At 36.4% G+C, this 26,132-nt stretch carries 25 protein-coding genes; 7 read left to right on the plus strand and 18 right to left on the minus strand.

What is annotated here, in order from left to right; all coding sequences use genetic code 11:
• Nucleotides 1-118 precede the first annotated feature (118 nt).
• The 4 genes from galE to OCV53_RS00365 all read right to left on the minus strand — a co-directional run bounded on the left by galE (nt 119) and on the right by OCV53_RS00365 (nt 6,422).
• The gene (galE, locus tag OCV53_RS00350) at nt 119-1,141 is read right to left on the minus strand and encodes a UDP-glucose 4-epimerase GalE (RefSeq protein ID WP_055196238.1); all 1,023 of its coding nucleotides are present in this window, start codon (nt 1,139-1,141) and stop codon (nt 119-121) included.
• Between the two features lie 99 nt (nt 1,142-1,240).
• Nucleotides 1,241-2,482, minus strand: a complete 1,242-nt coding sequence (locus OCV53_RS00355; protein ID WP_055196239.1) for a DUF1015 domain-containing protein — start codon at nt 2,480-2,482, stop codon at nt 1,241-1,243.
• A gap of 24 nt (nt 2,483-2,506) precedes the next feature.
• Nucleotides 2,507-3,625 (minus strand): UDP-galactopyranose mutase, encoded by a 1,119-nt coding sequence (gene glf / locus OCV53_RS00360; protein ID WP_055196240.1) that lies wholly within the window; start codon nt 3,623-3,625, stop codon nt 2,507-2,509.
• 85 nt (nt 3,626-3,710) lie between these two features.
• The gene (locus tag OCV53_RS00365) at nt 3,711-6,422 is read right to left on the minus strand and encodes a YfhO family protein (protein ID WP_055196241.1); all 2,712 of its coding nucleotides are present in this window, start codon (nt 6,420-6,422) and stop codon (nt 3,711-3,713) included.
• A 130-nt stretch (nt 6,423-6,552) separates the two neighbouring features.
• On the opposite strand from OCV53_RS00365, the gene OCV53_RS00370 reads away from it, so the two are divergent.
• Both OCV53_RS00370 and OCV53_RS00375 read left to right on the plus strand, forming a co-directional pair.
• The gene (locus tag OCV53_RS00370) at nt 6,553-6,978 is read left to right on the plus strand and encodes a GtrA family protein (protein WP_022375631.1); all 426 of its coding nucleotides are present in this window, start codon (nt 6,553-6,555) and stop codon (nt 6,976-6,978) included.
• A gap of 36 nt (nt 6,979-7,014) precedes the next feature.
• Nucleotides 7,015-9,702: a YfhO family protein gene (locus OCV53_RS00375; protein ID WP_055196242.1), complete on the plus strand. Its 2,688-nt coding sequence runs from the start codon at nt 7,015-7,017 to the stop codon at nt 9,700-9,702.
• A gap of 88 nt (nt 9,703-9,790) precedes the next feature.
• Here the strand turns inward: OCV53_RS00375 and OCV53_RS00380 are convergent, their stop codons facing one another.
• From OCV53_RS00380 to OCV53_RS00430, 11 genes are all read right to left on the minus strand, one after another.
• Entirely contained in the window at nt 9,791-10,723 is a 933-nt protein-coding gene (locus tag OCV53_RS00380) for a glycosyltransferase family 2 protein (RefSeq protein ID WP_022375629.1), read from the minus strand.
• A 23-nt stretch (nt 10,724-10,746) separates the two neighbouring features.
• Nucleotides 10,747-11,970, minus strand: a complete 1,224-nt coding sequence (locus OCV53_RS00385) for a CdaR family protein (protein ID WP_055196243.1) — start codon at nt 11,968-11,970, stop codon at nt 10,747-10,749.
• The gene (cdaA, locus tag OCV53_RS00390) at nt 11,954-12,826 is read right to left on the minus strand and encodes a diadenylate cyclase CdaA (RefSeq protein ID WP_022375627.1); all 873 of its coding nucleotides are present in this window, start codon (nt 12,824-12,826) and stop codon (nt 11,954-11,956) included. Before cdaA ends, OCV53_RS00385 begins: the two co-directional genes overlap by 17 nt.
• Nucleotides 12,827-12,828: 2 nt before the next feature.
• A complete protein-coding gene (locus tag OCV53_RS00395; protein ID WP_022375626.1) occupies nt 12,829-13,815 on the minus strand; it encodes a hypothetical protein in 987 nt (328 codons plus the stop codon).
• Nucleotides 13,793-14,248: a hypothetical protein gene (locus OCV53_RS00400; RefSeq protein ID WP_022375625.1), complete on the minus strand. Its 456-nt coding sequence runs from the start codon at nt 14,246-14,248 to the stop codon at nt 13,793-13,795. The genes OCV53_RS00395 and OCV53_RS00400 overlap by 23 nt, the downstream gene beginning before the upstream one ends.
• Before the next feature lie 100 nt (nt 14,249-14,348).
• Nucleotides 14,349-14,894 (minus strand): NADH peroxidase, encoded by a 546-nt coding sequence (locus tag OCV53_RS00405; protein ID WP_022375624.1) that lies wholly within the window; start codon nt 14,892-14,894, stop codon nt 14,349-14,351.
• A gap of 132 nt (nt 14,895-15,026) precedes the next feature.
• A complete protein-coding gene (locus OCV53_RS00410) occupies nt 15,027-15,422 on the minus strand; it encodes a Fur family transcriptional regulator (RefSeq protein WP_055196244.1) in 396 nt (131 codons plus the stop codon).
• A 202-nt stretch (nt 15,423-15,624) separates the two neighbouring features.
• The gene (locus OCV53_RS00415) at nt 15,625-17,028 is read right to left on the minus strand and encodes an FAD-binding oxidoreductase (RefSeq protein ID WP_022375622.1); all 1,404 of its coding nucleotides are present in this window, start codon (nt 17,026-17,028) and stop codon (nt 15,625-15,627) included.
• A gap of 5 nt (nt 17,029-17,033) precedes the next feature.
• Nucleotides 17,034-18,227 (minus strand): electron transfer flavoprotein subunit alpha, encoded by a 1,194-nt coding sequence (locus OCV53_RS00420; protein WP_055196245.1) that lies wholly within the window; start codon nt 18,225-18,227, stop codon nt 17,034-17,036.
• A gap of 15 nt (nt 18,228-18,242) precedes the next feature.
• Nucleotides 18,243-19,031 carry an electron transfer flavoprotein subunit beta/FixA family protein gene (locus tag OCV53_RS00425; RefSeq protein WP_055196246.1) on the minus strand — a complete coding sequence of 263 codons (789 nt, stop codon included), beginning with the start codon at nt 19,029-19,031 and terminating at the stop codon, nt 18,243-18,245.
• 245 nt (nt 19,032-19,276) lie between these two features.
• Nucleotides 19,277-19,981 carry a FadR/GntR family transcriptional regulator gene (locus OCV53_RS00430; RefSeq protein WP_055196247.1) on the minus strand — a complete coding sequence of 235 codons (705 nt, stop codon included), beginning with the start codon at nt 19,979-19,981 and terminating at the stop codon, nt 19,277-19,279.
• A 190-nt stretch (nt 19,982-20,171) separates the two neighbouring features.
• On the opposite strand from OCV53_RS00430, the gene trhA reads away from it, so the two are divergent.
• Nucleotides 20,172-20,816, plus strand: coding sequence for a PAQR family membrane homeostasis protein TrhA (gene trhA, locus OCV53_RS00435; RefSeq protein WP_117944227.1), 645 nt, complete (start codon nt 20,172-20,174; stop codon nt 20,814-20,816).
• Here trhA and OCV53_RS00440 read toward each other — a convergent pair.
• The 3 genes from OCV53_RS00440 to OCV53_RS00450 form a co-directional block, all read right to left on the minus strand.
• Nucleotides 20,784-21,074, minus strand: coding sequence for a GIY-YIG nuclease family protein (locus OCV53_RS00440; protein ID WP_022374700.1), 291 nt, complete (start codon nt 21,072-21,074; stop codon nt 20,784-20,786). The genes trhA and OCV53_RS00440 overlap by 33 nt on opposite strands.
• Nucleotides 21,075-21,221: 147 nt before the next feature.
• On the minus strand, nt 21,222-21,923 hold the full coding sequence (locus OCV53_RS00445) for a M23 family metallopeptidase (protein WP_242852074.1): 702 nt from the start codon (nt 21,921-21,923) through the stop codon (nt 21,222-21,224).
• Nucleotides 21,924-21,963: 40 nt separating this feature from the next.
• Complete coding sequence (locus OCV53_RS00450) at nt 21,964-22,881, minus strand: SpoIID/LytB domain-containing protein (RefSeq protein WP_055196453.1); 918 nt, start codon at nt 22,879-22,881, stop codon at nt 21,964-21,966.
• 98 nt (nt 22,882-22,979) lie between these two features.
• Here OCV53_RS00450 and OCV53_RS00455 point away from each other — a divergent pair, with 98 nt between their 5' ends.
• The 4 genes from OCV53_RS00455 to OCV53_RS00470 all read left to right on the plus strand — a co-directional run bounded on the left by OCV53_RS00455 (nt 22,980) and on the right by OCV53_RS00470 (nt 26,095).
• Nucleotides 22,980-23,237, plus strand: coding sequence for an HPr family phosphocarrier protein (locus OCV53_RS00455; protein ID WP_022374697.1), 258 nt, complete (start codon nt 22,980-22,982; stop codon nt 23,235-23,237).
• Nucleotides 23,238-23,337: 100 nt separating this feature from the next.
• Nucleotides 23,338-24,792: a nicotinate phosphoribosyltransferase gene (locus OCV53_RS00460; protein WP_055196249.1), complete on the plus strand. Its 1,455-nt coding sequence runs from the start codon at nt 23,338-23,340 to the stop codon at nt 24,790-24,792.
• A 46-nt stretch (nt 24,793-24,838) separates the two neighbouring features.
• The gene (locus OCV53_RS00465; protein WP_022374695.1) at nt 24,839-25,573 is read left to right on the plus strand and encodes a lysophospholipid acyltransferase family protein; all 735 of its coding nucleotides are present in this window, start codon (nt 24,839-24,841) and stop codon (nt 25,571-25,573) included.
• A 60-nt stretch (nt 25,574-25,633) separates the two neighbouring features.
• Complete coding sequence (locus OCV53_RS00470; RefSeq protein ID WP_022374694.1) at nt 25,634-26,095, plus strand: hypothetical protein; 462 nt, start codon at nt 25,634-25,636, stop codon at nt 26,093-26,095.
• The last annotated feature ends 37 nt before the right edge of the window (nt 26,096-26,132 follow it).

The raw sequence follows: 26,132 nt of genomic DNA on the forward strand, positions 1-26,132 counted from the left end.
AAATAACTCCTCTTATATATATAGCTTCTTTTTATTTTAACACATTTGTTAATGATTTAAAACCACCTAAAAAGGGACATTCCGAAAAATGTCCCTTCCAAACTTACAATATAATATATTATTTTTCAGTGCGATATCCATCTGGATTCATAGACTGCCATTTCCAAGAATCAGCACACATTTCTTTGATTCCTTTTTCAGCTACCCATCCAAGTTCTTCTTTGGCTTTTGTTGCATCACAGTAACATGTTGCGATGTCTCCAGCTCTTCTTGGTTTGATCTCATATGGAAGTTTCTTTCCACATGCTTCTTCATATGCATGTAATACATCTAATACACTGTATCCGATTCCTGTTCCAAGATTGTAGATACTTACCTGTGGTTCCTGCTCAAATTTCTTTAATGCTTTAACATGTCCTTTTGCAAGATCCACTACATGAATATAGTCACGAACTCCTGTTCCATCTGGTGTATCGTAATCGTCACCGAATACTCCTAATTTCTCAAGTTTTCCAACTGCTACCTGTGCGATATATGGTACAAGGTTGTTTGGAATTCCTTTTGGATCTTCTCCGATCAGTCCACTTTCATGTGCTCCAATTGGATTAAAGTAACGAAGTAATACAACATTCCATTCTGGGTCTGCTACATGGAAATCTGTTAAGATCTGCTCTAACATTCCTTTTGTCTGTCCATAAGGGTTTGTGATCTGTCCTTTTGGGCATTCCTCTGTAATTGGAATAAATGCTGGATCTCCATAGACTGTTGCAGATGAACTAAAGATAATATTCTTTACTCCATGATTTCTCATGACATCACATAAGATTAATGTTCCTGTGATATTGTTATGATAGTATTCTAATGGTTTCTGTACAGATTCACCAACCGCTTTTAATCCTGCGAAGTTGATAACTGAATCAATATCTTCTGTATCAAAGATTTTATTTAAAGCTTCACGATCAAGAATATCAGCTTCATAGAATTTTACAGTCTTTCCTGTGATCTGTTCTACTCTCTTTAATGCTTCTTCACTTGAGTTATATAAATTGTCTACTACTACAACTTCATATCCTTCTTTTAACAGTTCTACACATGTATGGCTGCCGATATATCCAGCACCACCAGCTACTAAAATAGCCATGTTCGTTCCTCCATTTTTCTCTGTTTGGTTTATTTACTCTATCTTTTATCATATCACAGTTTTTAGTGATACAAAAGCTTTTATTACTATGCAATCTTCCTATTTAATTGCTCTTCCTTCTATGTAATATCTTTTCTCACTTGCATGTCCCATAGAAAATGTCTTTCTTGGCAGCGTTCCATCTGTCATTACGCTTGGGAATAACTGGTCTTTCTCCATTGCTGGCAATTCGATTCCTACCGCATTTTCTTGGCTTGCAAGTTTCCTTAATACTTCTTCTCCGTGAATATAATCAATGACTCCTGAATTTTCTTTTAAATATTCATCAAGAAATGTCTGAACTTTATCCACTGCTAATTGATGTTCATGGAGGTTCAAATGTAATACTTCTTCTTTATTTTCATAATAACATTTGATTTCTTGTCCATCTTTGCCACAACACTGTTCTTTTAATGTTTCTATTAATTCTTGTGCATCAGTTCCTGTGATAACTCTGTGGATTGGTTCAAACTGCTGTGAATCATCGTGAAGATTTTCAAGTTCTACGAGTGCATATCTAGCCAGATGATTCTCTACATGTTTCCATTGATGATTTTTCTTTAATTTCTCATAACATGCTTTCGCTGTTGCCAGAGAGTGATTCCCATCTCCTACTGCATAATACATTGGATGTTCACTTAAATTCTTGTATTTATCAGCCATCATCTGTTCATATTGCTGTAGCTTCTCTATGAATTGTTCTTTTATCTCTCCATCTACCAGCCATCCTGCAATATGTCCACCTTTCTGCATCAGATCAAATTCATATAGCTTTGACAGGTTGCCTTTATTCTGTGTAATATACTCTAATAATTCATTCTTCCAGTCATCACAAAGTAAGATCACATGTGGCAGTTCAATCGGTGCCTGATATCTGATCTTCATTCTTGGCGGAATTCTCTCCATAACTGTTTTCTCTGTAGAACGGATCTTTGCTTCATCTTCTGGTGTGTAGCTGTATTCTTCCAGGTCGATCGCACCTATGATTCCTCTTCGTATCTTGCCATTCTGTAATGTTCTTTCCACATATATGAAGGATTGTTCGTAGGTTTTCAACAAATGATTGTCTACATAGTTCTTCATTGTGGATTGAATCTTACGAATTTTCTCATCTTCATCTTTACTGCCAAGTTTTGCTTCTGGAAGCATCAGATGTAATGTGGATGGTGCTTCTTTTACATAGTCTTCCACTTCTTTCCAGTATTCTGGCTGTGATGAAAACTGGTCGCAGGCGATGACTGCCCATTTCTTCATAGAATCTACTTGTGGCATTAGTATGTCTGCTGATATAAATGTACTCAATTTATGATTCCTCTTTTCTTAATTTTATAATTCCTTCTCACACATCTCAAGTGCCGCAGCAATTACTGCATCCATATCATAATATTTATATTCACCTAATCTTCCACCAAAGATTACATTCTCTTCCTGCTCTGCAAGCTTCTTGTACTCTTCATACAGCTTTCCATTCTTCTCATCGTTTACTGGATAATATGGTTCATCTCCTGGTTTCCATTCTGAGCTGTATTCACGACTGATAACTGTCTTAGGAATATCATTTCCTTCATCATCTTTTCCAAACTCAAACCATTTATGTTCAATGATTCTTGTCCATGGAGTTTCGGCATCCGTGTAGTTCACTGCTGCATTTCCCTGGAAGTTTGGTTTATCTAAGACTTCTGTCTCAAATCTTACAGATCTGTATTCTAACTCTCCTAGTTTGTAATCAAAGTATGCATCCACTGCTCCTGTGTATACAACTTTATCTGCCAGTGCATCCAATTCTTCTTTATGTTCGAAATAATCTGTATCCAGTCGTACTTCCACATCCCCAAGCATATTAGCTACCATCTTTGTATATCCTCCAACTGGGATTCCCTGATATAATGCATTAAAATAGTTATTGTCAAATGTCAGTCTGACTGGAAGTCTCTTAATGATAAAGGATGGAAGTTCACTACATGGTCTTCCCCATTGTTTCTGTGTGTATCCTTTGATCAGCTTCTCATAGATATCTGTTCCAACGAGACTGATCGCCTGTTCTTCTAAGTTCTTTGGTTCTATGATCCCTGCTTCTTTTTTCTGTTCTTCAATCTTTGCCTGTGCTTCTTCTGGTGTTATAACGCCCCACATCTTATTGAATGTGTACATATTAAATGGAAGAGAATATAATTCTCCTTTGTAATTAGCTACTGGTGAGTTTGTAAATCGATTGAATTCTGCAAACTGTGTAATATAATTCCATACTTTCTTATTATTCGTATGGAAGATATGTGCTCCGTATTTGTGTACATGGATCTTCTCTATATCTTCTGTGTATACATTTCCTGCGATATTCGGACGTTTGTCGATCACTAAGACTTTCTTGTCTTTTTTTACTGCCTGCTGTGCAAATACAGCACCATATAATCCGGCTCCTACGATCAGATAATCATATTGTTTCATTTGCTTTTGTTTCCTTCCTGTCTTTATAATATTTTCTTATGATAATACTTTTTACTATAATATTTTTTACGCTGATAACTTCTTATCATTTTATTACATATCTTCTTCTCAGTAAAGCAAGGATCACCAAGGCTCCCCATCCTGCAAGACTTATGACTACTCCTATTTTTAATCCAGGTGTCATATAATTTAACTCTACCTTATGTTCTCCCGACGTCATGAAAATTCCCATAAACATTCCATTTGCCTTATAGATTTTTGCATTCTGTCCATCAACTTTTGCACTCCATCCTTTGGAATATGGAATTGTGACACATAGCATTCTGTCTTTGTCTGTCTGGAAAGTTCCTTTGAGCATGTTTTCTTTATATTGAATATTTTTAAGTGTATGTCTCTTTAATTGTTTTAATTTATTAAAAGTATCCTGCTTCTTAACCGAGATCAGTGTAATCTCATCATATTCATAATTTCCCGGTGCCAGAAAATCTAACTTTACAGTCTCTTTCTTGTTGTTTGTATGATGATTTAACCTTACCATATAGTCTTTTCTTCCAAAATAATATGGGTTTGTTGGATTCTGAATATGAATCTTCTGCTGTACATCATTGTCACTAATCAAAATACTACTTGTTCCTTTTTTCCCTTCTAATAAAAATATGTCACCCTGTAGTTTTTTTCCTTTATAAACGAGATTCTTAAAATATAAATAGGTTTCCTTATCTTTCTCTACCGGCACTGTAATCGTACAATACTTTTGTCCTTTCGGATATGAGATATCATTCTCTGAAACAGTTCTTGTAGAAATCCCCTGATCTAGTGCATCTTCTATATGCTTGATCGTATTATGTTGCGGCTTTTCATCAAGAACAATACCATTTAACATTGCCTGTTCCCTGCCGACACCATTAAGTTGTTCGTATTGGTCTTCCGTAATGTAGGAATCGTACCCATATCCAAATGGTAAAGCATAAGGATTCTGATACAGTGTAATATTTCTATTTTGTTTTACTTTTTTCATTCCATATGGCACATCAGATGCAGTCGTTTGTTCTCTTCCTATCTTCTTTTTCTCATGGATTGTCATGTATTTTACACCAGATAAGGACAATAACCCGATTCTCTGATCCAATCCCTTATATTTATCTGCATACTGCATTCCAAGTGTCTCATAACTTTTTACTGTATCTGTCACACATTTTGATGTGATACTATAATAGCCACTGATCGTATTAAGATCATTGATCAATCCATAATTCTTATAACGACATCCATCTGCGTGAACTCTGTATAAAGATGGATCTTTAATATTTTTAAGCATCGTAATATTATCTGTTCTTAATTCTTTCAACGCTGTTCCCTGATCTAGAAATTCATTTGCATATGCAGACTGGTCTGTATGAAAACGATAATATCCATGAATTCCTACTGAGATCAGAAGCAACACAGCTGTCACAATCCTTGCACTTCTTGTCCTGCTGTCGTATCCCATCTTCTGAAAGATAAGAAATACTGCATAAAAAACAATCATCATGATACATGCTGCCATAATTCCCGGATTCTTAAGCATTTTTCCACCTGATACGCTGATCACTGCACATAAGATGATATACAAAACAATGCCTGATCCAATCCCGATCTTCTGTCTCTTCGTCATTAGAAACAGTCTTGGATACATCTCTGCTGTCAAAAGTGCTACGATAAAACTTAAGACAAATGCCCATCGGTTATTCGCATAAGATAGTCCATTAAATACATATCCAAAGATTGGAAAGATCAATGCGATCATACTTCCTAAAAATACGAGACGATATTTCTTATGTTTCATTCTTCTTGAAAATAAGGTAAATAACACTACGATTCCTGCAATCGGAAGATATCCTGTATTGGTATTGCTTCCAACATTTCCATAACCAACAAAGTTCTCAAGAAACATCAGATAATATTTTCCAGGATACACGATCAGCGCTTTCCAGTCTGTGCCACTTCCATATCTTCCATTTCCAAGAAAACCAATCACTGATGGAATCAAGATTACTGCTGCCATACAGATTCCAAGAATATAATACCCGCCGAATTTAAGAATCGTTAAGAAGAAGTTCTTGATTCTGTCTTTCTCTGTATATTTGTAAAATCTGATCCATGCATAGATTACTGAAAAGATCGTAAGCATGTAAAAGAAATAATAATTACTGATCGCAGATACATAGATCATAACAATAAACAGATATGGTCTCTGCTTCTGGTAGATTTTCTCAATTCCAAGACAAAGCAATGGAAAATAGATCATTGGATTTAAGAAAAATGGATGGCGCAGTCCAAGACGGAAACAAAATCCGCAAAAGACATACACTAATGCCCCGATCACTGTTCCATACGTTCTCTTCTTCATCTTTCTTGCATACAAAATAAATGCGATTCCCGCCAAATACATTCGAAACAGGATCATAAAGTTGTACATGATTTCTGTATATTTTACCGGTACAAATCCATACAGAAGATTTAGTGGATCTCCAATCGCATAATAATTCAGTGTTGCAATGACATCTGCTCCATAGCCAAGGCTCATATTCCACATCATAAGTTTTGGATGTCCTGCGATCAGATTCTTAACAAACTCCCGGAGCAATTCTCCATAATATGCCAATGCAGAAAAATGCTGGCTTAAGCCATCCTCTACTCCTGCACCCCATACAAAGTTCTTTCCTCCCATAAAAAAAGGAAGGAAGGCTGCCATACACATCAGTAAGAACATCAGCGTATACATCCCATAACAATATTTTCTCTCTTTTTCTCTCATATTCTGTTTCCTCTACCCTTTATCTTATTGCTTTATAGTCACTTTTAGTATATCATATTTTAGTTGAAAATTAATGAAAAATATCTTAAGATGTTAAGTATGTATAAATTTTATTATGGAGGAATAGCTGTTGTTAAATTTAATTAAAAAACTATATTATGATTCAAGAATACGTTATTTATTTTTTGGAGGACTGACAACACTTGTTAATATTGTTGTTTTTGGGATTCTCGAAGGTCCTCTGGGAATTGATTATAAGATTAGTAATTTCTTTTCTGTTGCGATCGCAATCTGTTTTGCGTTTGTCGTAAACAAACTTTATGTTTTTCAGTCAAAGTCTAAAACATTTGGCGATACTGTACAGGAATTTATTAAATTTGTTCTTGGTCGTCTTGTGACAATGGTCGTTGAAGTTGGAGGCGTTCCATTTTGTGTCGAACTGCTTGGTCAGCCAAAGATGGTCGCAAAAATCGAAACACAAGTCATTGTTGTAATCGTCAATTATTTTATCAGCAAATTATTTGTATTTAAATCTGGATCTGAACAAGATAAATAATACGGATTCAGATTCTTTCAAAGAGGAGTAGTTTTAATGAAAGTAACTAAGAAGAGATATTTATTTCTTACATACACTATTTTGTTTGCAATCTTATGTATGATTGTTTTTTATCCATTTTTTACAAACCATTTATCCCTGATCTGGGGACGTTCTGGAGAAGATGGAACATCTCAGCATTTAGCATCTTTGCTTTATTATGGAGATTATATCCGTACTTTCTTCAATAATCTGATTCATGGTAATTTTCAATTTCCTATGTGGAATAATAGTATTGGATTCGGTTCTGATATCATTACTACTTTAAATTACTATGCAATCGGTGATCCATTGAATATTGTTTATGTGTTTGCTAACAAGGCAAATGCATCTTACCTTTATACCTTTATGACACTTTTCCGTGCATATTTAGCTGGTATTTCTTTTATTATCTTTGGATGCTATTTCAAAAAGAATGCTTATGGAATCCTGATTGGAAGTTTTACTTATGTATTCTCCGGTGTATTTCTTAATTTTGCAATTCGCCATCCTTTCTTCTTAAATCCTATGATCTATCTTCCATTACTTGTCGTAGGCGTTGAGAAGATTTACCGTAAAGAAAAACCTTATCTATTCACAATCATGATTGCAATATCAGCTATGAGTAATTTCTATTTCTTCTATATGCTGACTGCCGTTGCCGTGATCTATGCATTGATTCGTTTCCCTATTTATAAGGAAGCTGGATTTTTCAAAACGTTGGGACGTTTTGCTGGATGGTATATTCTTGGATTAGGTTTATCCATGATCTTACTCCTTCCAGTTATTATTGCATTTATGGGAAATGCCAGAAGTTCTTCTGGAGTGAATTATTTTAATATCTTCCTTTATCAAAGGAAATACTATCAGTCTATCATTCTTCAGTCCATCGGTTTCCATCAGATTGGAAGAGGAACTTCACTAAACTTTATTGCCCTTGCTTATTGTGGTGGAATTGTATTATTATTAAAAAAATCCAAAGAACGTTTTCCTTACAAAGCCTCTTTGATCCTAGGTGTTGTATTTACATTATTCCCAATCTTTGCATATATACTTCATGCATTTAGTTATCCTACAAACCGCTGGCATTTTGCACTGGCTTTTATTGTCGGAGCTGTTTTAATGGAAGTTTATGATGATCTTTTAGATCTTACATTAATTCAAAAGATTGGTATTGTGCTTGGAATCGTATTTTATTATCTTGCCTATAAACGTTATGCAGAAGGTGCCATAGACGTTAAATATGCAGCTATTATTCTTATATTAACTGCATTCGTATTATTTGTAGTTAATGAGATTCCATTTATGTCAAAATTCCGTCTAAATCATTTGCTTCTTTTGGGATTAACTTGCTTTTCAGTAAGTTTCACTGGTTTTGGGCATTATTCAACTAGACTAAGTAAAGTTATTAATTCTTATGTTGCATTTGATGAAGCTTATGATTTATTAGGTAAACAGGAAGATTCATTATTCCGCTCTGCAAATATTAAAGTTAATCAGCTTGACCGTGTTGATGCTATGAATGAATCAGTTCCAAACTGGGGAATTATCAGACATATTCCAACTACAACAAACTATTATAGTATCACTGATAAAAATGTTTCTGATTCTCTGGAAAATCTTGGGTTGAATCAATATCAATATAAATTTAAGTTTAAAAAACTTGATATGAGAGAAAACCTTTTAAATTTATATCATGTGAAATATATCGTTATAAACAAAAATAATGCTGCTAAGATTCCAAATGGTTATGAATTAATTAAATCTAACGAAAAAAATAATCTTTATGAAAATAAAAATATTGTACCATTCGGTTATACATATAACACTTATGTTACAGAGAAAGATTTTGCAAATGCAAATGCAGCTCAAAAGGAACAGACCATGACACAAAATGCTGTCATTTCTGATTCAAATGATATTGCTTCTGCTTCATTGAAAAAATCTTCTATCACTGATAATTTAGTCACACATGATGTTTATACTAACTTCTACTACCATAAAACGAAGAAAAAGGAAAAAGTTGTACAGATCCAAATTCCAAAAGAATATTTTAATGATCAATGTTATATTTATCTTCAAAATATACAAACAATTCCTTCTAATAGTGGTAGAAATCATATTCTTTATACAGGGAAAAATAATACCCGATTAAAAGTTGGTATTTCTGGTCATACAGCTAATATCTATAATGCTGAAAAAGATTCTATTTATGATATTGATAATCGAAATTATTTGGTAGAAGTTAATACAGAAAAAATTAAAAAAGATCAGAAATATGTTACCTTATCTATTATCATGAAGCGACGCGCTACTTATAAGATCGGTAAGATTTCTGTCGTACAGATTAACAGCAAAACACAGACTGCTGCATTGAATACTTTGCGTAGCAATCCTCATTTAACTGATATTTCTTATGATGGTGCAAACCACTTTTCTGGAAATATCAAAACAACAGATGATCGTATCTTATGTATTCCTTTCGCTTACAGTAAAGGATGGAAGGCTACTGATAATGGTAAATCTGTAAAAGTAATTAAAGTAAATGGCATGTTCTGCGGTATAGTTCTAAAACCTGGAACTCATAATATTAAATTAAACTACACAACTCCTGGTCTTAAAATTGGTACTTGTATCTCATTGATCAGTTTGATCATTCTAATAGGAATTGCAATTCGTTCACGAAAAAAATTATTAAAAGACTAAATATATCATTTCTTTCGATTAGTTATAACATGAGGCTGTCGCACTAAAGCGGCAGCCTCTTCTAATATTAAAAATTCTTTTTTCATTTTTATTCATCTTTTGATTTCACAACTTCTGATATAATATATCTCGGCCGCATCTTCACTTCATCATAAATCTTTGCAATATAATATCCAATCACTCCAAGACTAAACATCAAAATACTTCCAACCAGCAATAGCAATAAGATCACTGTTGTAAATCCTGCAACTGCATGTCCTGCAAAATACATATAAAGTGACTGTATCCCTAGTATCACTGCAAATACAAAGAACACAATCCCACAAAACGTCACTATCTGCATCGGTGCTGCACTAAACGATGTAATGTTATTGACCGCGTATTTTACCAATGATTTAAACGACCATTTGGAAGCTCCTGCTTCTCTCTCCCGTACGTCAAATTCTACATAGGCTGTCTTGAATCCAACCCAGGAAGACAATGCTCTAAAGAATACATTACGCTCTGGCAGCTTTAGAAATTCATCTGCTGCCTGACGGTCTAATAATTTAAAATCAGATGCCCGAGACATATCAATTCCTGTTGCATCACTGATAATCTTATAAAACGTCTTGGCAAACATCTTATGAATAAAACTTTCTTTTCCTCTGGATGCCTTCACACCCTCGATCACTTGAAAGCCATCTTCCCATAATCTGTACATCTTAACCAATACTTCTGGCGGATGCTGGAGATCGCAGTCCATAACTGCGATACAATCTCCATCTGCCTGCTCAATCCCAGCAAATACTGCGGATTCTTTTCCAAAATTCCTTGAAAAACATATTCCTTTGATACAGGAATCTTCTTCCTTAATCTTTAGTATTTTGTCCCATGTATGGTCTTTCGACCCATCGTTTACAAATACCAGCTCATAGGGTATCTGCTCCCTGCTCAAAATATCTCCTACCACCTTGGCAGTTTTCTCAATCATCTGTTCTTCGTTATACGATGGAAGAACAACTGATAATTTCTTACCCATTCTACCTCTAACTCCTTAATTTTCTATTCGACAGTGATTTTCGCACTTACATTATCTTCGATCGTCATGTTCTTAATCTTTGTTAATTGAATCTGTACGGTATGTGTTCCCGGTTCATATAATCTCATATCCAGTTTTGGATTCAGATCTTTGACAACAACCTTATCGATAACTGAACGTAAACCACTGATCTTCACTTTAATCTCCTGATCGTCAAATGTCACAGCATAATTCTTTGTATTATTGATCAGTGCAATCTGACTTGTCGGTATCGTAAGTGTACGACTCTTTTTCTTTTCTATGTTCGCACGTATTACCACATTCTTAATCTTATCTACGGATTTCACAAATGAAATTCCATCTGGAAGCTTGATATCTGATGCTTTGATCGTCTTTTCAATGCTCTTTGTACTGTCACTGATATCCAGCTTCACCAGTTTGATACTGTCAACCTTGTCCAGGTCTTCTTTCGATCCTGTGATCTCGATATGTTTTGGCTGATAATCAATACTTCCAAGAACATATCCTTTTCCCGGACTTCCTTTGGTATCCACCTTAAATGGAACAATCTTAGTTCTTGACAGACCAATCTTGACCTTGATCTTGTTCGTATCCAGTTTAATTCTTTCCTGACTTACCTCGTCTCCGTCTTCATCATAGCATTTTACACTCTGTGTCATTGTGACATCTTTTTTGACACCAGAAACGTTGACAACTGCAACAATCTGTTTAATTCTGCTCACAACGCTCTTTGGCCCGGATATGGAGATAAGATTTGGAGTTGCTGTCTGTGTACTGACAGTATACCCGCTTGCAGGCTTTCCTTTTACTTCCATAACAACTGGAATCTGATCACTCTTCACATCCTCAAGCACAACCTTAATCGTTGCATTTCCTGTATCTACATCTAACTGACTCTTATACCTTAATGCCTCAACCTTAATCGGAATCGCATGAACATCGGACATAGACGATACATCCGCAGTCGCACGGAAATCTGACTTCGTCAAACGGTCTACAATATCTTTCTTTCCTTTAACGGTAAAACTCACTGTATCTCCAGATTCAATCTTATATGTCTGATTCAGTTCATCTAATACCTGTTCATTCAGCATATCTACAGGAACATCACTAAATGTCTTCTTAATCACAGGATTATCCGTATTAATTACAAACATCCAGAGCAGAAATGCAAAAACAACAGAAAGTATTTTCAATAAAAGATCACTTTCAATTCTTTTTCTCATTACGATTCCGTCCCTTCCATAATTTAAACTTCTTATTCTGTCCTTTTTCTTCTCTCAATACAGAAAGTTCATCTCTAAGCCCCTGCGGATCTAAATGTCTGATGATCTTTCCATCTCTTGCAATCGAAATTCCTCCTGTTTCCTCTGAGACGATGACTGTAAGACTGTCTGACACTTCACTGATACCTACTGCAGCTCTATGTCTGGTTCCCATCTCTTTGTCTATCTCCACACTATCACTTAATGGAAGGTAGCATGTTGCAGATACAACTCTGTTGTTCCTGATGATCACTGCTCCATCATGAAGTGGTGTGTTATGTTCAAATATATTGATCAGCAGCTGGCTGCTGACTTTAGCATCGATTGGAATTCCTGTTCGCTCATATTCTCCAAGTGCAACCGTTCTCTCCAACACGATCAATGCTCCTGTCTTTACTTTACCCATCTCAATTGCTGCCCTTGAAATCTCCTGCAATGTTCTTGCAGTATATTCCTGTTCTTCCTGTCTGCTCTCCGTAGAGAAGATATCTGTTACCCAGTTCTTCCTTCCAAGCTGTTCCAGTGCATTACGAAGTTCTGGCTGGAATACAATCAGAATTGCTGTAATTCCAACGCTCATCGTATTAGACAGAATCCATGATACTGTGTGGAGCTGCAGAATATATGCTGCAAATGCGATACAAAGAAGGATAATAATTCCTTTTAATAATACCCATGCCCTTGTTGTCTTGATCCACTTAACGATCAGATAGATCATAACACTAACGATCAAAATATCTACAATATCATTGATCCCCATCTTTGGTATTGATGTCCAATATATATACTTTTCAAGTCCATTGAAAAATTTGCTCAAATCTATTCTCCCTTTTTATGCTCTTTGTCTTGTTCTTTATGTTCTTTTCTTCTTAAACTGAATCTATGTGCCGGTGCTGTGATCTGCGTCACATTAAATTCTTCTTCTTCCACAGATACCTTTGGCACTGCTCTTACATAATAATAATATTCTTCATCTTCAAATTCAAATGTCTCTTCTCTCGTGTAGTCTATTACATTATATAAAAACTGGATGATGATCGCGATCACGATACTTACTACGACCATCCCGATCTGTGCCAAAATAGAAACTTCACTGTTTGCAAAATATCCACCTGCAAACAATAAGATTACATACGCTGCTCCTCCTACCAGAATTGATACTTCCCAGCTGCGTGCCGCACCTTTTCTTCTGATCGCAGTTATCAGTACCACGATCAAACAGAATATTCCAAAATACAGCAATAATTCCTTATTATCTATTGCTCTTGCTGCGACCAGGCTGTATATCTTTCCATGTGCTGCTCCTGTCTGAAGCTGTGTCACCGCCTGTGAGACCATCGTTGCAAGATAATAAATAAATGTTCCCATTAAGATAGCAGGAATTCCTGCAATTCCTGCAAACATTCCTGCAAAGATCGGAATGCATGCTGGCAATTGAAAGTAAAAGAATACCGGTACCATCATCAAATAAATTCGTGTCTCCGGAAATACTCTTTGGTACACTAAAAAATATAACAAAACAGCAAGTAAAAAAAACAATGCAACTTCCAGAGAAACATGTGCCAACTGTAAAAATATGACTACATAGAAAATCAATGAAAGGGCTGATGTTGGAATAAATACATTAATAATTCCCATCATAACAAGGAAAAATGGTGATGCAAAAAAATCTGTATAACCAAATAATCTTCCCATTGCATAAAACAGGATAAATCCGCTTAGAAATCTGATTCCTGATTGAATATATCTTCCTCTTGCTGCTATAAATTTTAAAAGCCGTTCTCTATATATCAATAATTTTTCCATCTTCGTCTTCCTCCGGTGCGATCGTTGGACTTACATCCTCATTCTCTTCCACTTTATAAAGCATCTCGAGTTCCTCCAGATGTTTGTCATAGATCAGAACTCTTGCCCTTACTTCATCATAATGTCTGGCTGCACGTTTTTTTATGAAATGACTATAAATAAGATACACTGCTATATAAATGATCAAAACAACTGCTGCTAATATAATGATTTTCCCATCTCTCAGGTTCATGATCACTGTATCCATCTTCACAACACACAGCAATCCTGTCAAAATAAGATATGCGATCAACAGACAGATACTTGTCTTGATCTGTTCTAATCTGATATAGTCTTTCTTCTCATATTTATAAACACGGAAATCATCTTTCCCGTGATTCTTCTCATATCTGGCCATCTCTGCCATAATCTTTACTTTCTCTTCTGAAATCATATGCTTTCACCTGCTTTTTCAGTCTTATTTTTTATTATAGCATGGAATATAGCAAAAAAAAAGGAGGTATGAAAACTCATACCTCCTAAAATAATCCTTCTTATCCGAAGTATCTCTTTAATAATCCTTCAAATGCCTTACCATGACGAGCTTCGTCTCTAGCCATTTCATGAACTGTATCATGGATTGCATCTAAGTTTGCTGCTTTTGCACGTTTTGCAAGGTCGAATTTACCTTCTGTTGCTCCGTGTTCTGCATCTACACGCATCTCTAAGTTCTTCTTTGTGCTGTCTGTTACAACTTCACCTAATAATTCAGCGAATTTAGCTGCATGTTCTGCTTCTTCGTATGCTGCTTTCTCCCAGTATAATCCGATTTCTGGATATCCTTCTCTGTGAGCAACTCTTGCCATTGCAAGGTACATTCCTACTTCAGAACATTCTCCTTCGAAGTTTGCTCTTAAATCAGCTAAGATATCTTCACTGACACCTTTGGCAACACCTACTACGTGTTCTGCTGCCCATTCTTTTTCTCCTTCTACCTGCTCTTTGAACTTATCAGCTGGTACTCCACACTGTGGACATTTCTCTGGTGCCTGTTCTCCTTCATATACATATCCGCATACTGTACAAATCCATTTCTTCATAATCTTGTTCTCCTTTATACTTTATATAATCATTTATATTGCTTTGCCTCTCGGCTTAGTGTCTCTGGATTAAAAATAGTAATTGTTACTGTTTTTAACTTGTCTTTATATTACCACCACATTGTATTTTTGTCAATGCTTTTTTAAACAATTTTTACAGATTCCTTTAAAATATACGACGTTTTGTGTGATCTCTCCTGGGAAATTCTCGCTTGCGATCTCATTTAGCTTCTCATCGATCGGTGCCATATCCAGATCAATGACTGATCCGCATTCCTGACATACGAAATGATAGTGTGGATCGGTGCATGCATCGTAATGATCTGCTCCGCCTTCATAAGATAACTTTAGTATCTCCCCGCGCTCGCTTAATAATGCAAGATTTCTATAGACCGTTCCAAGACTAATCTTTGGAAACTCCTCTTTGATGTTCATATATACCATGTCGGCAGTCGGATGGTCTTTGCGAGTCATTAAAAACTTGATGATTGCATCCCTTTGTTTGCTTTTCTTTGTTACTGGCTGCATAACCTCTTCCTTTCCTTTTACATTCAAATAGTAATTGTTACTATTTTTAGTATATGTTTTTTTGAAATATCTGTCAACCATTTTGCAACAAATTGTATTATTTTATGTACACAAAGCAGACAGGAATGTCTTTCCTGTCTGCTTTGTGTATTTTTAAACTTAAGAGGGTTTCTATGAATGTATGTTTCCAATCTTCTTTCATTTAACCTTGGAATACTTTATGTGGATTCAGGATATTCTTTGGATCAAATGCTTTCTTGATTCCGCTCATCAATTCAATGGTTTCAGGATCAAGAGATTCTCTTAAATATGGTTTCTTTGCAAATCCGATTCCATGTTCTCCGGATACTTTTCCACCTAACTGTGCAGCCTTTTCGTAGATTTTTTCCATTGCTGCTGCCATTCGTTTTTCAAATTCTTCCTGGCTTAAATCATCTTTTAAGATATAAGAATGCAGGTTTCCATCTCCAGCATGTCCGAAGCTCTTGATTCGAATATCTACTTCATTATGTAGATTATGCAGATATTCTACCATTTCGTTAACTTTATTTCTTGGTACAACCATATCTACCTCATCCATATCGGTTGTAGATCCTTTGATTGCTTCAAGGAAGGCTCCTCTGGCTTTCCAGATGGATTCTTCTCTTTCTTCTGTGTCTGAGATCAATACATCGATCGCTCCTGCTTCTAAGCATAATTTTGCAACTTTGTCATAGTCTGCTTCGATCTCTTCTGTTGAATTGCCATCAAACTTGAGCAGAAGATACGCATCGGATTGAGAATCTGGGAATTTTTTACCTAGGTATTCTTCTGCATCAATGATGACCTCCCTCTGCATAAACTCAATAGCGGTCGGGATTGCTTTGGACTTAATAATGAGAGGTACTGTGTCAATTGCTTCTTTTAAGGTTTTAAATGGTATCAGTAAGCTTATTGCCTTTTTAGGCAGAGGGAGTAACTTTAATGTGGCTTTTGTGATAAAGCCTAAGGTTCCTTCGGAACCGATCATCAGGTCTTTTAAGGAATATCCGGAACTGTTTTTTACAACCTTTCCACCAAATTCCACTATTTTTCCATTTGGAAGGACAACTTCAAGACCTCTAACATAATCTCTTGTCACGCCATATTTTACGGCACGCATACCACCGGCATTCGTGCTGATATTTCCACCGATTGTTGCAGATTTCTCTCCTGGATCTGGTGGGTAGAAGAAATCGTGATCTTCAACGTAAGCTGCAAGTTCCATCAATAAAACTCCAGGTTCTACGGTGATCGTTAAGTTTTCTTCGTCAAGTTCTAATATATGATTCATAAGGCTTGAATCGATCATGATCCCGTGTTCAATTGCTACGGATGATCCTACCAGACCGGTTCCAGCTCCTCGTGGTGTGACCGGAATATTATTTTCATATGCATATTTCATGATCTCTGAAATTTCTTCTGCGGATGTCGCTTTTACTACTACATCTGGATAGCTGCTTGCTCCACCTAATTCATCATGACTGTATTCTTCATTAATATTTTTCGCATATAAAATTCTTTCTTCATCTTTTACAATATTTTTGATAGCTTCTAAATCTGTTTGATCAAATTTCTTATAACTCATATCTCTTACGCCCCTTTCGCAGCTTTAATCTTCTCGATCAGTTTTGGTACGATATCGTAGACATCTCCTACCAGACAATAGTGTGCTGTCTTAAAGATTGGTGCTTTTTCATCGGTATTAATGGATACGATGCAATCAGAATGATCCATTCCAGCGACAAACTGGATGGCTCCTGATACACCACAGGTAATGATGAGTTTCGGGCGTACGGTTCTTCCACTTAATCCTACCTGACATTTTGCTTCCACCCATCCTGCTTCTGCAAGTGGTCTTGTGCAGGCTACCTGTCCGTCTAATAATTCTGCTAATTCTTTGATCATTGCAAGGTCTTCTTCTTTCTTGATTCCTCTTCCTGCAACGACTAAGACATCGGCAGATTCAATAAATTTCTCTGGTTCTTTCTTAACAATATCTAAAACATCTACGTGTGCTTTGATCTTTTCTTTATCGATTGCACATGGGATGATCTCTCCTTGAGTTTCCTCAGTTCTCTCTGGTGCATTCATGACTTTATATCTTACCGTTGCCATCTGTGGACGATTATTTGGTGTTAAGATATGTGCCATAATGTTTCCGCCAAATGCTGGTCGGATCTGGGAAAGGTCTGTGTTCTCATCCATCTCAAGGATCGTACAGTCTGCTGTCAGTCCTGTTTTCATTCTTGCTGCAACTCTTGGTGCTAACTGTCTTCCAACAGTTGTTGCTCCAGTAAGGATTGCGCATGGCTGATGTTTCTTGATGAAATCTTCAAATACGGATGTATAGGATTCGATCTTAAATCTTGCCAATTCTGGAAAATCGTAAACAAATACTTTATCAACTCCGTAATGTAATAATTCTTCTGCTTTGTCTTCGATGTTATTTCCCATAAATAAAGCATATACTGGGTGATTGATCTTACTTGCCAGTTCTCTTGCTTTACCGATCAATTCGTATGTGACTGGATGAATCTCTCCATCAACATGATCGACATAAACAGCAATTCCGTTCCACTGACTCTTATCAATCTCTTCTTTCTTCTCATCTTCTACATATTCTACTGCTCCAGCTGGTCCTTTCTTTACACAAAGTCTGCACATCTTACATGCAGCATTGATGGAAAGTTTTCCGTCTTTTTCTTCCATTGCTCCAAATGGACAAATATCAACCAGAACCTGTGGATCTTCTACTTTTTCCTGATGTATTACTAATTTTGGCATTCTCATTTCCCCCTTTTAGATAAATTTCATATCTGTGATCATATGGAATAATTTGTCTGCGACTTCACTTCCGTCTCCGTCCCATACTTCATGATGGTCATTCGCTGTTGGAGGGAAAATTCGTTTTACCTGTGTTGGTGATCCATTTAATCCATAATGTGTTTCATCTTTATCTTCCATGTCATCTAAGGAATATACTTCAATCTCACGGTCTGCGGTATCCATCTTCTTTACATAGGATGGTAATCGTGGCTGGAAGATGTCTTTATCTACGGATAACAGACATGGATACTGAACTTTGGCGATCTCTAGTTCTTCCGGCAGATCCATCTCGATCGTGATCGCATCGGATTCTACCTTTGATATCTTCTTTACATTTGATACACTTGGGATATTTAACCATTCGGATACTTCGGAACCAACCTGTGCTGTATCTCCGTCAGTTGTCTGTTTTCCACAAAGGATCAGATCAAAATCTCCCATCTTCTTGATTCCTTGTGCAATCGTATAACTTGTGGCGAGTACATCTGCTCCACCGAATCGGCGATCAGATAACAATGCCCCACGGTCTACTCCCATTGCAAATGCCTCTCTTATAACTGCCATTGCCTGTGGAGGTCCCATACTGATCACGCTGATCGTTCCTCCTACTTCTTCTCTGATCTTAAGTGCTGTCTCTAACGCATACAGATCATATGGATTCATCTTTGAATCGGCCCCGTTTCTTAACAGTACGCCGGTTACCGGATCAACTTCTACCTTATTAGATGCCGGTACCTGTTTGATACATACTAAAATATCCATGACTATTCCTCCTCATTCCTAAGACTTTTATATCCTTTATCTTAAGCTGTCCGCTCTTAATTGGTACTACCAATTTTCTTTTAAAAAAATTTGGATGTTTGATGCATCCATTTTATTTTCTCATTATACTTTGTCTTATTGGTACTACCAATTTATGTTTTTATTATATATATCTTGTCTGATTTTGTAAAGTACTATTTTTTATTTTTTGTTTTTTTGTTAATTCTGCATAAAAAAGAAGAGCCTTATTGGCTCTTTCTTTCGAGTTCTTTGTGAATAATTTTATCAATCATTTCAAAATGTTCCATCAATGCTTTCTGTCCATTGACCACATCTCTCTTTAATAAACACTCAACAATCTGCTTATGTGCTTCTTGTAGCATTCCTTTTCGTTTCTCTGTTCTTAAGATTTCTCGGCGCATCTCAGAAATGAAGATGTCGATCACGTCAGATAATGCATCTAAGATATTCATGATCAGGACATTGCCTGAAGCCTTCGCAATCGCGTAATGAATCTTCTTATCGTACATTGCTTTCTCTTCATCATCTGTACTTTGATCCAACGCATTGACATATTCTTGTAATTCTATGATATCTTTTGACTCTGCATGCTTTACCGCCAGTGCATATGCCCGCATTTCAAGTCCTATACGAATCTGGTTGATCTGATCATAATCTAGCTGATCAAGCATAAACATCATAGAGAGGGCATCTACCATATATCCTTTAAAATTTCCTGATATATAATTGCCTGCTCCCTGCCTGCTTGAAACAACTCCCATGACGGTTAAGATCTTTAGTGCTTCACGGACGGAATTTCTGCTGACTCCAAGCTTCTCTGAAATTTCTCTCTCTGGTGGAAGACTTTGTCCAAGGACGAGTTCCTGATCCATGATCTGTTCTTTGATACTGTCTATGACGATCTCATAGGCTTTCTTCGTTTTTTCCATATTTTAAATATCCATTCTGTCTGTTGCTTTTCTTTTAAATCCTATAATTGTTAATAGTATAACAGATTCATTTTTTTTTGAAAAGCCCTTGCAATATTATCAAAATAGTAGTAGTATGTAAGAAAGTTAGATGTGGTTTTTAATACTATGTTATAGATTTTATCATACTAGAATGACTGGAGGTTTTACCATGACACATAAATTAAAAGATCCCGGAAGTGCTATTACACATTTGATCGGAATGATCCTTGCAGCGATCGTTTCCATCCCTTTGATCATCAAGAGTTTTTTAAGCGGGGACTATGTACGCATTATTTCTCTGATCATCTTTACTTTAAGCATGATCGGACTTTATGGGGCGAGTACTGCTTACCACTCTTTTAATATCTCACCTCGGATCAACAAAAAGTTGAAGAAACTCGACCATGCAATGATCTTTGTTCTGATCGCCGGTTCTTATACTCCGATCTGTACGATCGTTCTTGGCGGTAAGATTGGTTATGGATTATTGTCTGTCATCTGGGCTATTGCAATCCTTGGTATCGTATTTAAGATGTTCTGGGTTACTTGTCCAAAGTGGGTGTCTTCTGTAATGTATATTGCCATGGGATGGCTTTGTATCGTTGCGATAGCTCCGATCATTCATTCGCTTTCCCACACATCCTTTGGATGGCTGCTTGCTGGTGGAATCATTTATACTGTTGGCGGTGTAATCTATGCACTTAAGATTCCTTGGTTTGAAAACCATTGGAAGAATTTTGGACTACATGAGATCTTTCATCTGTTCGTGATGGGTGGAAGCTTATGCCATATGATCTTGATGTTTCAGATTTAATTTTTGCTCCTGCTGGTAGGTTTCTATCAACAGGAGCTTTTCTTTTCTCGTAAGACGTTTGATCTTAGCTTCCCTGCTCATAGCCTCTTGCTTTGTTTCGAATTCTTCGAGGTAGACTAATTCTACCGGGCCTCTGCCTCTGGTGTATTTTGCTCCTTTTCCTTCATTGTGCATCTTTAGACGATGTGTGATATCATTTGTCCATCCTGTGTACAAGCTGTTATCGTTACATTTTAATATGTATGTTACATTTTTCATCTATATCTTCCTCTTTGTTTCTGTCTTTTTCTTTGAAGAAAGGCTGCCAGATCAACTCTGACCGCCTCTCTTCTACATCAGCCAGATATATCTTGGCTGTTATTTCCTTACTATATATTATAGTGTTTTTTTATTTTTGTCACAATTTTATTCCAGATATTTTAAAGGATCTACACTCTTTTTATTTTTTTCCATCTGAAAATAGAGATTGGTTCCTTCTAATGAATAATAGCTTGTCGGCTCTGCTACTTTTGCGATCACGTCTCCTGCATTTACTAAGGTTCCTTCTTTTACTTTTATGTCTTTTAACTGCCCATATAACACGGTGTAATCATTTCCAAGATCCATCAATACCGTTTGTCCATATTCTGCTGATTTTCTGATTTCTCTTACTTTTGACTGCTTGACTGCTTTTACTTCGGTTCCTTCTTTCGCTTCGATCAAAATTCCTTTATTGATCCTGTACTGATCGAGTGATTCAAAATAAATTGTTGAATTTACGCTGTATGGAAGGATGATATTTCCTTTGACCGGCCAGGTTAGTTTTGATGTACCATTATACGTCACACTTTTATTCATAGTACGTTTCGCTTGTGCATTTGCTGTCTTTGTTTTTTCTTTTGCTTGCGCTGTTGTCGTCTTTGTTGTTTGTGTGGTCTTGTTTGTAGCACTGTTATTTGCTCCAATGGATCGTTCTTCTAATTTTATTTCCTGCTTCGCCTGATTTCTTTTCTGTCTGAATGTTGCACTGTAATATGCCATAATTCCAAGAAATAATGTAAATACCACGATCATGATCCCATAATATTTTCTCAGCTGAAATGGGGTTTCTTTGTTGTTTTTTCTCATTTTCATCACCTCAAACATAGTTTTACCCATTTCATATTGTTTATTCATATAGATTTGTGATCCTTGTCTTTGGATAGTAATATTTTAATATTTTTTTATAACTTTTTCCTGTTTTTGCCATCGTTCCTGCTCCATACTGACTCATTCCAAGTCCATTTCCTTTTCCAAGACAGATGATCCTTAATTTTCCTTTATACTGTTCAAAATAAAAATTATTTGATGCTAAATGAAACCAATCTGCAAAATCTTCCCCTTTGATCATCAGTGAATCAGCATAGACTTGTCTTACATATCCATTTTTTGTTGTTCTCCCTATTCTTAAATTTTTTTCTAAGCGATTTATTTTGATATCTTTTTTTGTCTTTGTCTTGATCATTCCAGCGATTTTTTCATAGCTCATGACTTTCACGCTCATATAATCTTTTGCTTCAATATCACTTAGGCTTTCTTTTTCCCTGATATATGGAAGATCTTTTCCAAACCATTCCCTTGAATCAAGGGTCATCCCAACACTTAGTGCATGAAAATATGGTTCTATGAGTTTGTTTTTGTATGTGATAACCTTCCCTCGTGTCTCACTGACTGATTTTTTTCGTTTCTGATCCATGCTCTGATAGCTGCGATTTCCAAGCTTTTTTCTATATTCACTGTTTTCATAAGTTGTATAGGGAAGTTTCTGTCTTGCTATCTGCTTTTTATTTTCCATTCTTCTTATGATATCCGTCCGTAATATTACTGCCTGTGCTTTAACTGCTTCATTTTCCTGATCCATGGAAATCTGTCCCGGCAGTATCTTAAGCAGATATGTTTCAAGATCATCTTTATCATTTCCTGAAATAACCTGATAGCCGCTGTCATAGTTTTCAAACTGAATATTTTTATCTTGCTGGCTTAAAAATACTGTGATCACGTATGGAATTGTGATCAATAAAAATATTAAAAAAAGTATATATATCATTTTATACCTCATTTTCTCCTCCTCTTTTTGTCCGTCTTACTATTTTATGTTACAATAAGGTTACTTAGAACTATCTGAACAGAAAGAGGATTGATTTTATGAAAATATATGATTTTACGATCAAATCACCAAGAGGACTTCATGCACAACCTTGTGCTGCTCTTGCGGCTATTGCACGTAAATCTTCTTCCAAAGTTATCATGGAACACAATGGACAGATCATTGATGTTGCTGATCCGATCCAGATGATGACATCTTCTGCCAGCCTCGGTGAACACATAATCATAAAAGTTTCCGGGAATGATGAAGAAGATATCTTGTTAAAACTAAAGGAAATTATTGACTCGCAACTTTGAGAAGAATATTGTTTGTTATTGTCAAATTATGTTATAATATGTGCTGTATAGGCCTGATCAATGCAGGCCTGATATTTTTGTATGTAGAGAAGGAGTATTTATGGATATAAATCATCTTACCTTGCTGACTGATCTTTATGAATTAACCATGATGCAGGGATATTTTAAAACAGGTAACGACGAAACTGTTGTTTTTGATGTTTTTTATCGTGACAATCCATCCGGAAGTGGTTATGCGATCACTTGCGGTTTAGATCAAGTCATTGATTACATCAAGAACTTGTCTTTTTCTTACGATGATATCGATTATCTTCGTAATCAGGGAATCTTTGATGAGGACTTTCTGGAATATCTTGCCGGATATCATTTTACAGGAGATATCTATGCGATTCCTGAAGGGACTGTCGTTTTCCCAAGAGAACCACTTCTTAAAGTGAAAGCTCCGATCATGGAAGCCCAGCTTGTAGAAACTGCAATCTTAAATATCATCAATCATCAGAGTCTGATCGCTACGAAGGCTTCTCGTGTTGTTTATGCTGCTGGAGGAAGTGGTGTTATGGAATTCGGACTTCGCCGTGCACAAGGACCTGATGCTGGAACCTATGGTGCCCGTGCCGCTGTGATCGGTGGCTGTGATGGTACTTCTAATGTACTTGCTGGTAAATGTTTTGATGTTCCGATCCTTGGAACTCATGCCCACAGCTGGATCATGAGTTTTGATGATGAATATAGTGCTTTTCGTGCTTATGCAGATCTTTACCCTGATTCTTGTACATTGCTTGTGGATACTTACGATACCCTTCGTTCTGGTGTTCCAAATGCGATCCGTGTCTTTGAAGAATTAAGAGAAGAAGGACATATGCCAAAGCATTATGGAATCCGTTTAGACAGTGGTGACCTTGCTTACCTTACTAAGAAAGCCCGTATGATGCTTAATGATGCTGGTTTCCCTGATGCTGTCATTGCTGCTTCTGGTGACCTTGATGAGAATCTGATCTCCAGTTTAAAAGCGCAAGGGGCTCCGATCACTTCATGGGGTGTTGGTACGAAATTGATCACTTCTGAAGACTGCCCTGCATTTGGCGGTGTATATAAACTTGCTGCCTCTAAGCATAAAGGATCTAAAGAATTTACAGCGAAGATCAAGATTTCTGAAAATCCTGCGAAGATCACAAATCCAGGAAACAAAACGATCTATCGTATTTACGGAAAAGAAGACGGTAAGATCCGTGGTGATCTGATCTGTCTCGTTGGGGAAGAATATAATGAAGCTGATGATCTTACGATCTTTGATCCTCAGGCTACATGGAAGAAATCTACACTTGCTGGAGGAACTTATACATTACGCGAACTGCTTGTCCCTATATTTATCAAAGGACAGTGTTTCTATGAGAGTCCTTCTGTCATGGATATCCGTTCTTATTGTAAGGATGAATTAAATACATTATGGGATGAAAGCCGTCGTCTTGTAAATCCACAAGAAGTATACGTCGATCTTTCCATGCCTCTTTACAAGTTAAAGCATGAATTGCTCGATGCAAACCACAAAAAATAATTTAAATATCAAACACAAACTATAACTTATAGAAGGGAGAACGATCATGATTCGTTTTTTTGCGGATATTATTTATCTGTTCTTTTTCCTGACACTGACTGCACCACTTTATCCATTATTTGAGCATTGGAACAAAAGTGGAAAATCTCACAAACGTTCCTCTATAGCACAGCGTATGATTTTAAAATCTTTTAAGCTCTGCCTTGCTATGGCTGGCACGAAACTGGTTGTTGATGGTGAGGAAAATATACCAGATGATACTGCTGTTTTATATGTTGGAAATCACAGCAGTTATTATGACATTTTATGTAGCTATGTTGCGACTGGACGTGGAATGGGATTCTTTGCCAAGAAAGAGATGGAGAAGATTCCTTGTCTGGCACACTGGATGCGTTTTATCAACTGTCTGTTTTTAGATCGTAAGAATATCAAAGCAGGACTTGCTACAATGAATGAAGGTACACAGCTTTTAAAAGATGGATTTTCTATCGCGATCTTCCCTGAAGGTACAAGAAGCCAGGATGAAGATCCTCATGAATTTAAAGAAGGAAGCTTAAGACCAGCTCTGAAAGCCAAAGTTCCTGTCATTCCTATGGCAATTTCAGGTACCGCTGATATTCTTGAGAATAACAAACGTTTTCAGGTAAAACCTGCAACTGTTCATATTACTTTTGGACAACCAATCTATCCAGATCAGCTTGAACGAGCTGAGAAAAAGCATCTCGGAGCTACAATTCGTGAAGAAATTATCGAAATGAGGAAAAAACATAAGACAAGTTAGAAAAAAGATGTTATAATAGTTAAGATATTCAAATGTATATACTAGGAGGAGAAGAGAAATATGAGTATTTGGACAGTCATACTTATTATTGCAGTTATCGCTGCGATCATTCTTGGTGTTCTGTACTTTGTTGGTAGAAAGATGCAGGCCAAACAGGAAGACCAGCGTGCACAATTAGATCAGATGGCACAGACAGTTAATATGCTTGTCATTGACAAGAAACGAATGAAGATCATGGATGCTGGATTTCCTAAGATGGTAACAGACAACATTCCAAAACGTGCCAGATTATCTAAAGTACCAGTTGTAAAAGCAAAGATTGGACCTAAGATCACACCATTATTATGTGATGAAGCAATCTTTGATGATGTTCCTGTAAAGGCTGAGATCAAAGCCGTTGTAAGTGGAATTTATATTACATCTATCAAGAATCTTCGTAATGTAGCACCACCAGAACCAGAGAAACGTGGTTTACGTGCAAAACTTACTAAGAAAAGCGCTGAATATATGCGCAAGAACTAATCTTGTTGTTATATTAAGATTCAGATACAAATCAAAA

It is taken from the genome of Anaerostipes amylophilus, from assembly GCF_025567365.1.
GTDB classification, from domain to species: Bacteria; Bacillota; Clostridia; order Lachnospirales; family Lachnospiraceae; genus Anaerostipes; species Anaerostipes amylophilus.

Bases quoted from the DNA above. Each gene is read 5' to 3' on its own strand.
- OCV53_RS00420 (WP_055196245.1), bottom strand. From the start codon at position 18,227: ATGCCAAAATTAGTAATACATCAGGAAAAAGTAGAAGATCCACAGGTT.
- OCV53_RS00400 (WP_022375625.1), bottom strand. From the start codon at position 14,248: ATGATTTCAGAAGAGAAAGTAAAGATTATGGCAGAGATGGCCAGATAT.
- galE (WP_055196238.1), bottom strand. From the start codon at position 1,141: ATGGCTATTTTAGTAGCTGGTGGTGCTGGATATATCGGCAGCCATACA.
- OCV53_RS00365 (WP_055196241.1), bottom strand. From the start codon at position 6,422: ATGAGAGAAAAAGAGAGAAAATATTGTTATGGGATGTATACGCTGATG.
- OCV53_RS00415 (WP_022375622.1), bottom strand. From the start codon at position 17,028: ATGAGTTATAAGAAATTTGATCAAACAGATTTAGAAGCTATCAAAAAT.
- OCV53_RS00425 (WP_055196246.1), bottom strand. From the start codon at position 19,031: ATGGATATTTTAGTATGTATCAAACAGGTACCGGCATCTAATAAGGTA.
- OCV53_RS00455 (WP_022374697.1), top strand. From the start codon at position 22,980: ATGAAAATATATGATTTTACGATCAAATCACCAAGAGGACTTCATGCA.
- OCV53_RS00385 (WP_055196243.1), bottom strand. From the start codon at position 11,970: ATGAGAAAAAGAATTGAAAGTGATCTTTTATTGAAAATACTTTCTGTT.
- OCV53_RS00470 (WP_022374694.1), top strand. From the start codon at position 25,634: ATGAGTATTTGGACAGTCATACTTATTATTGCAGTTATCGCTGCGATC.
- trhA (WP_117944227.1), top strand. From the start codon at position 20,172: ATGACACATAAATTAAAAGATCCCGGAAGTGCTATTACACATTTGATC.
- OCV53_RS00440 (WP_022374700.1), bottom strand. From the start codon at position 21,074: ATGAAAAATGTAACATACATATTAAAATGTAACGATAACAGCTTGTAC.
- OCV53_RS00395 (WP_022375626.1), bottom strand. From the start codon at position 13,815: ATGGAAAAATTATTGATATATAGAGAACGGCTTTTAAAATTTATAGCA.
- OCV53_RS00375 (WP_055196242.1), top strand. From the start codon at position 7,015: ATGAAAGTAACTAAGAAGAGATATTTATTTCTTACATACACTATTTTG.
- OCV53_RS00405 (WP_022375624.1), bottom strand. From the start codon at position 14,894: ATGAAGAAATGGATTTGTACAGTATGCGGATATGTATATGAAGGAGAA.
- OCV53_RS00380 (WP_022375629.1), bottom strand. From the start codon at position 10,723: ATGGGTAAGAAATTATCAGTTGTTCTTCCATCGTATAACGAAGAACAG.
- glf (WP_055196240.1), bottom strand. From the start codon at position 3,625: ATGAAACAATATGATTATCTGATCGTAGGAGCCGGATTATATGGTGCT.
- OCV53_RS00465 (WP_022374695.1), top strand. From the start codon at position 24,839: ATGATTCGTTTTTTTGCGGATATTATTTATCTGTTCTTTTTCCTGACA.
- OCV53_RS00445 (WP_242852074.1), bottom strand. From the start codon at position 21,923: ATGAGAAAAAACAACAAAGAAACCCCATTTCAGCTGAGAAAATATTAT.
- OCV53_RS00450 (WP_055196453.1), bottom strand. From the start codon at position 22,881: ATGATATATATACTTTTTTTAATATTTTTATTGATCACAATTCCATAC.
- OCV53_RS00410 (WP_055196244.1), bottom strand. From the start codon at position 15,422: ATGCAGCCAGTAACAAAGAAAAGCAAACAAAGGGATGCAATCATCAAG.
- OCV53_RS00460 (WP_055196249.1), top strand. From the start codon at position 23,338: ATGGATATAAATCATCTTACCTTGCTGACTGATCTTTATGAATTAACC.
- OCV53_RS00430 (WP_055196247.1), bottom strand. From the start codon at position 19,981: ATGGAAAAAACGAAGAAAGCCTATGAGATCGTCATAGACAGTATCAAA.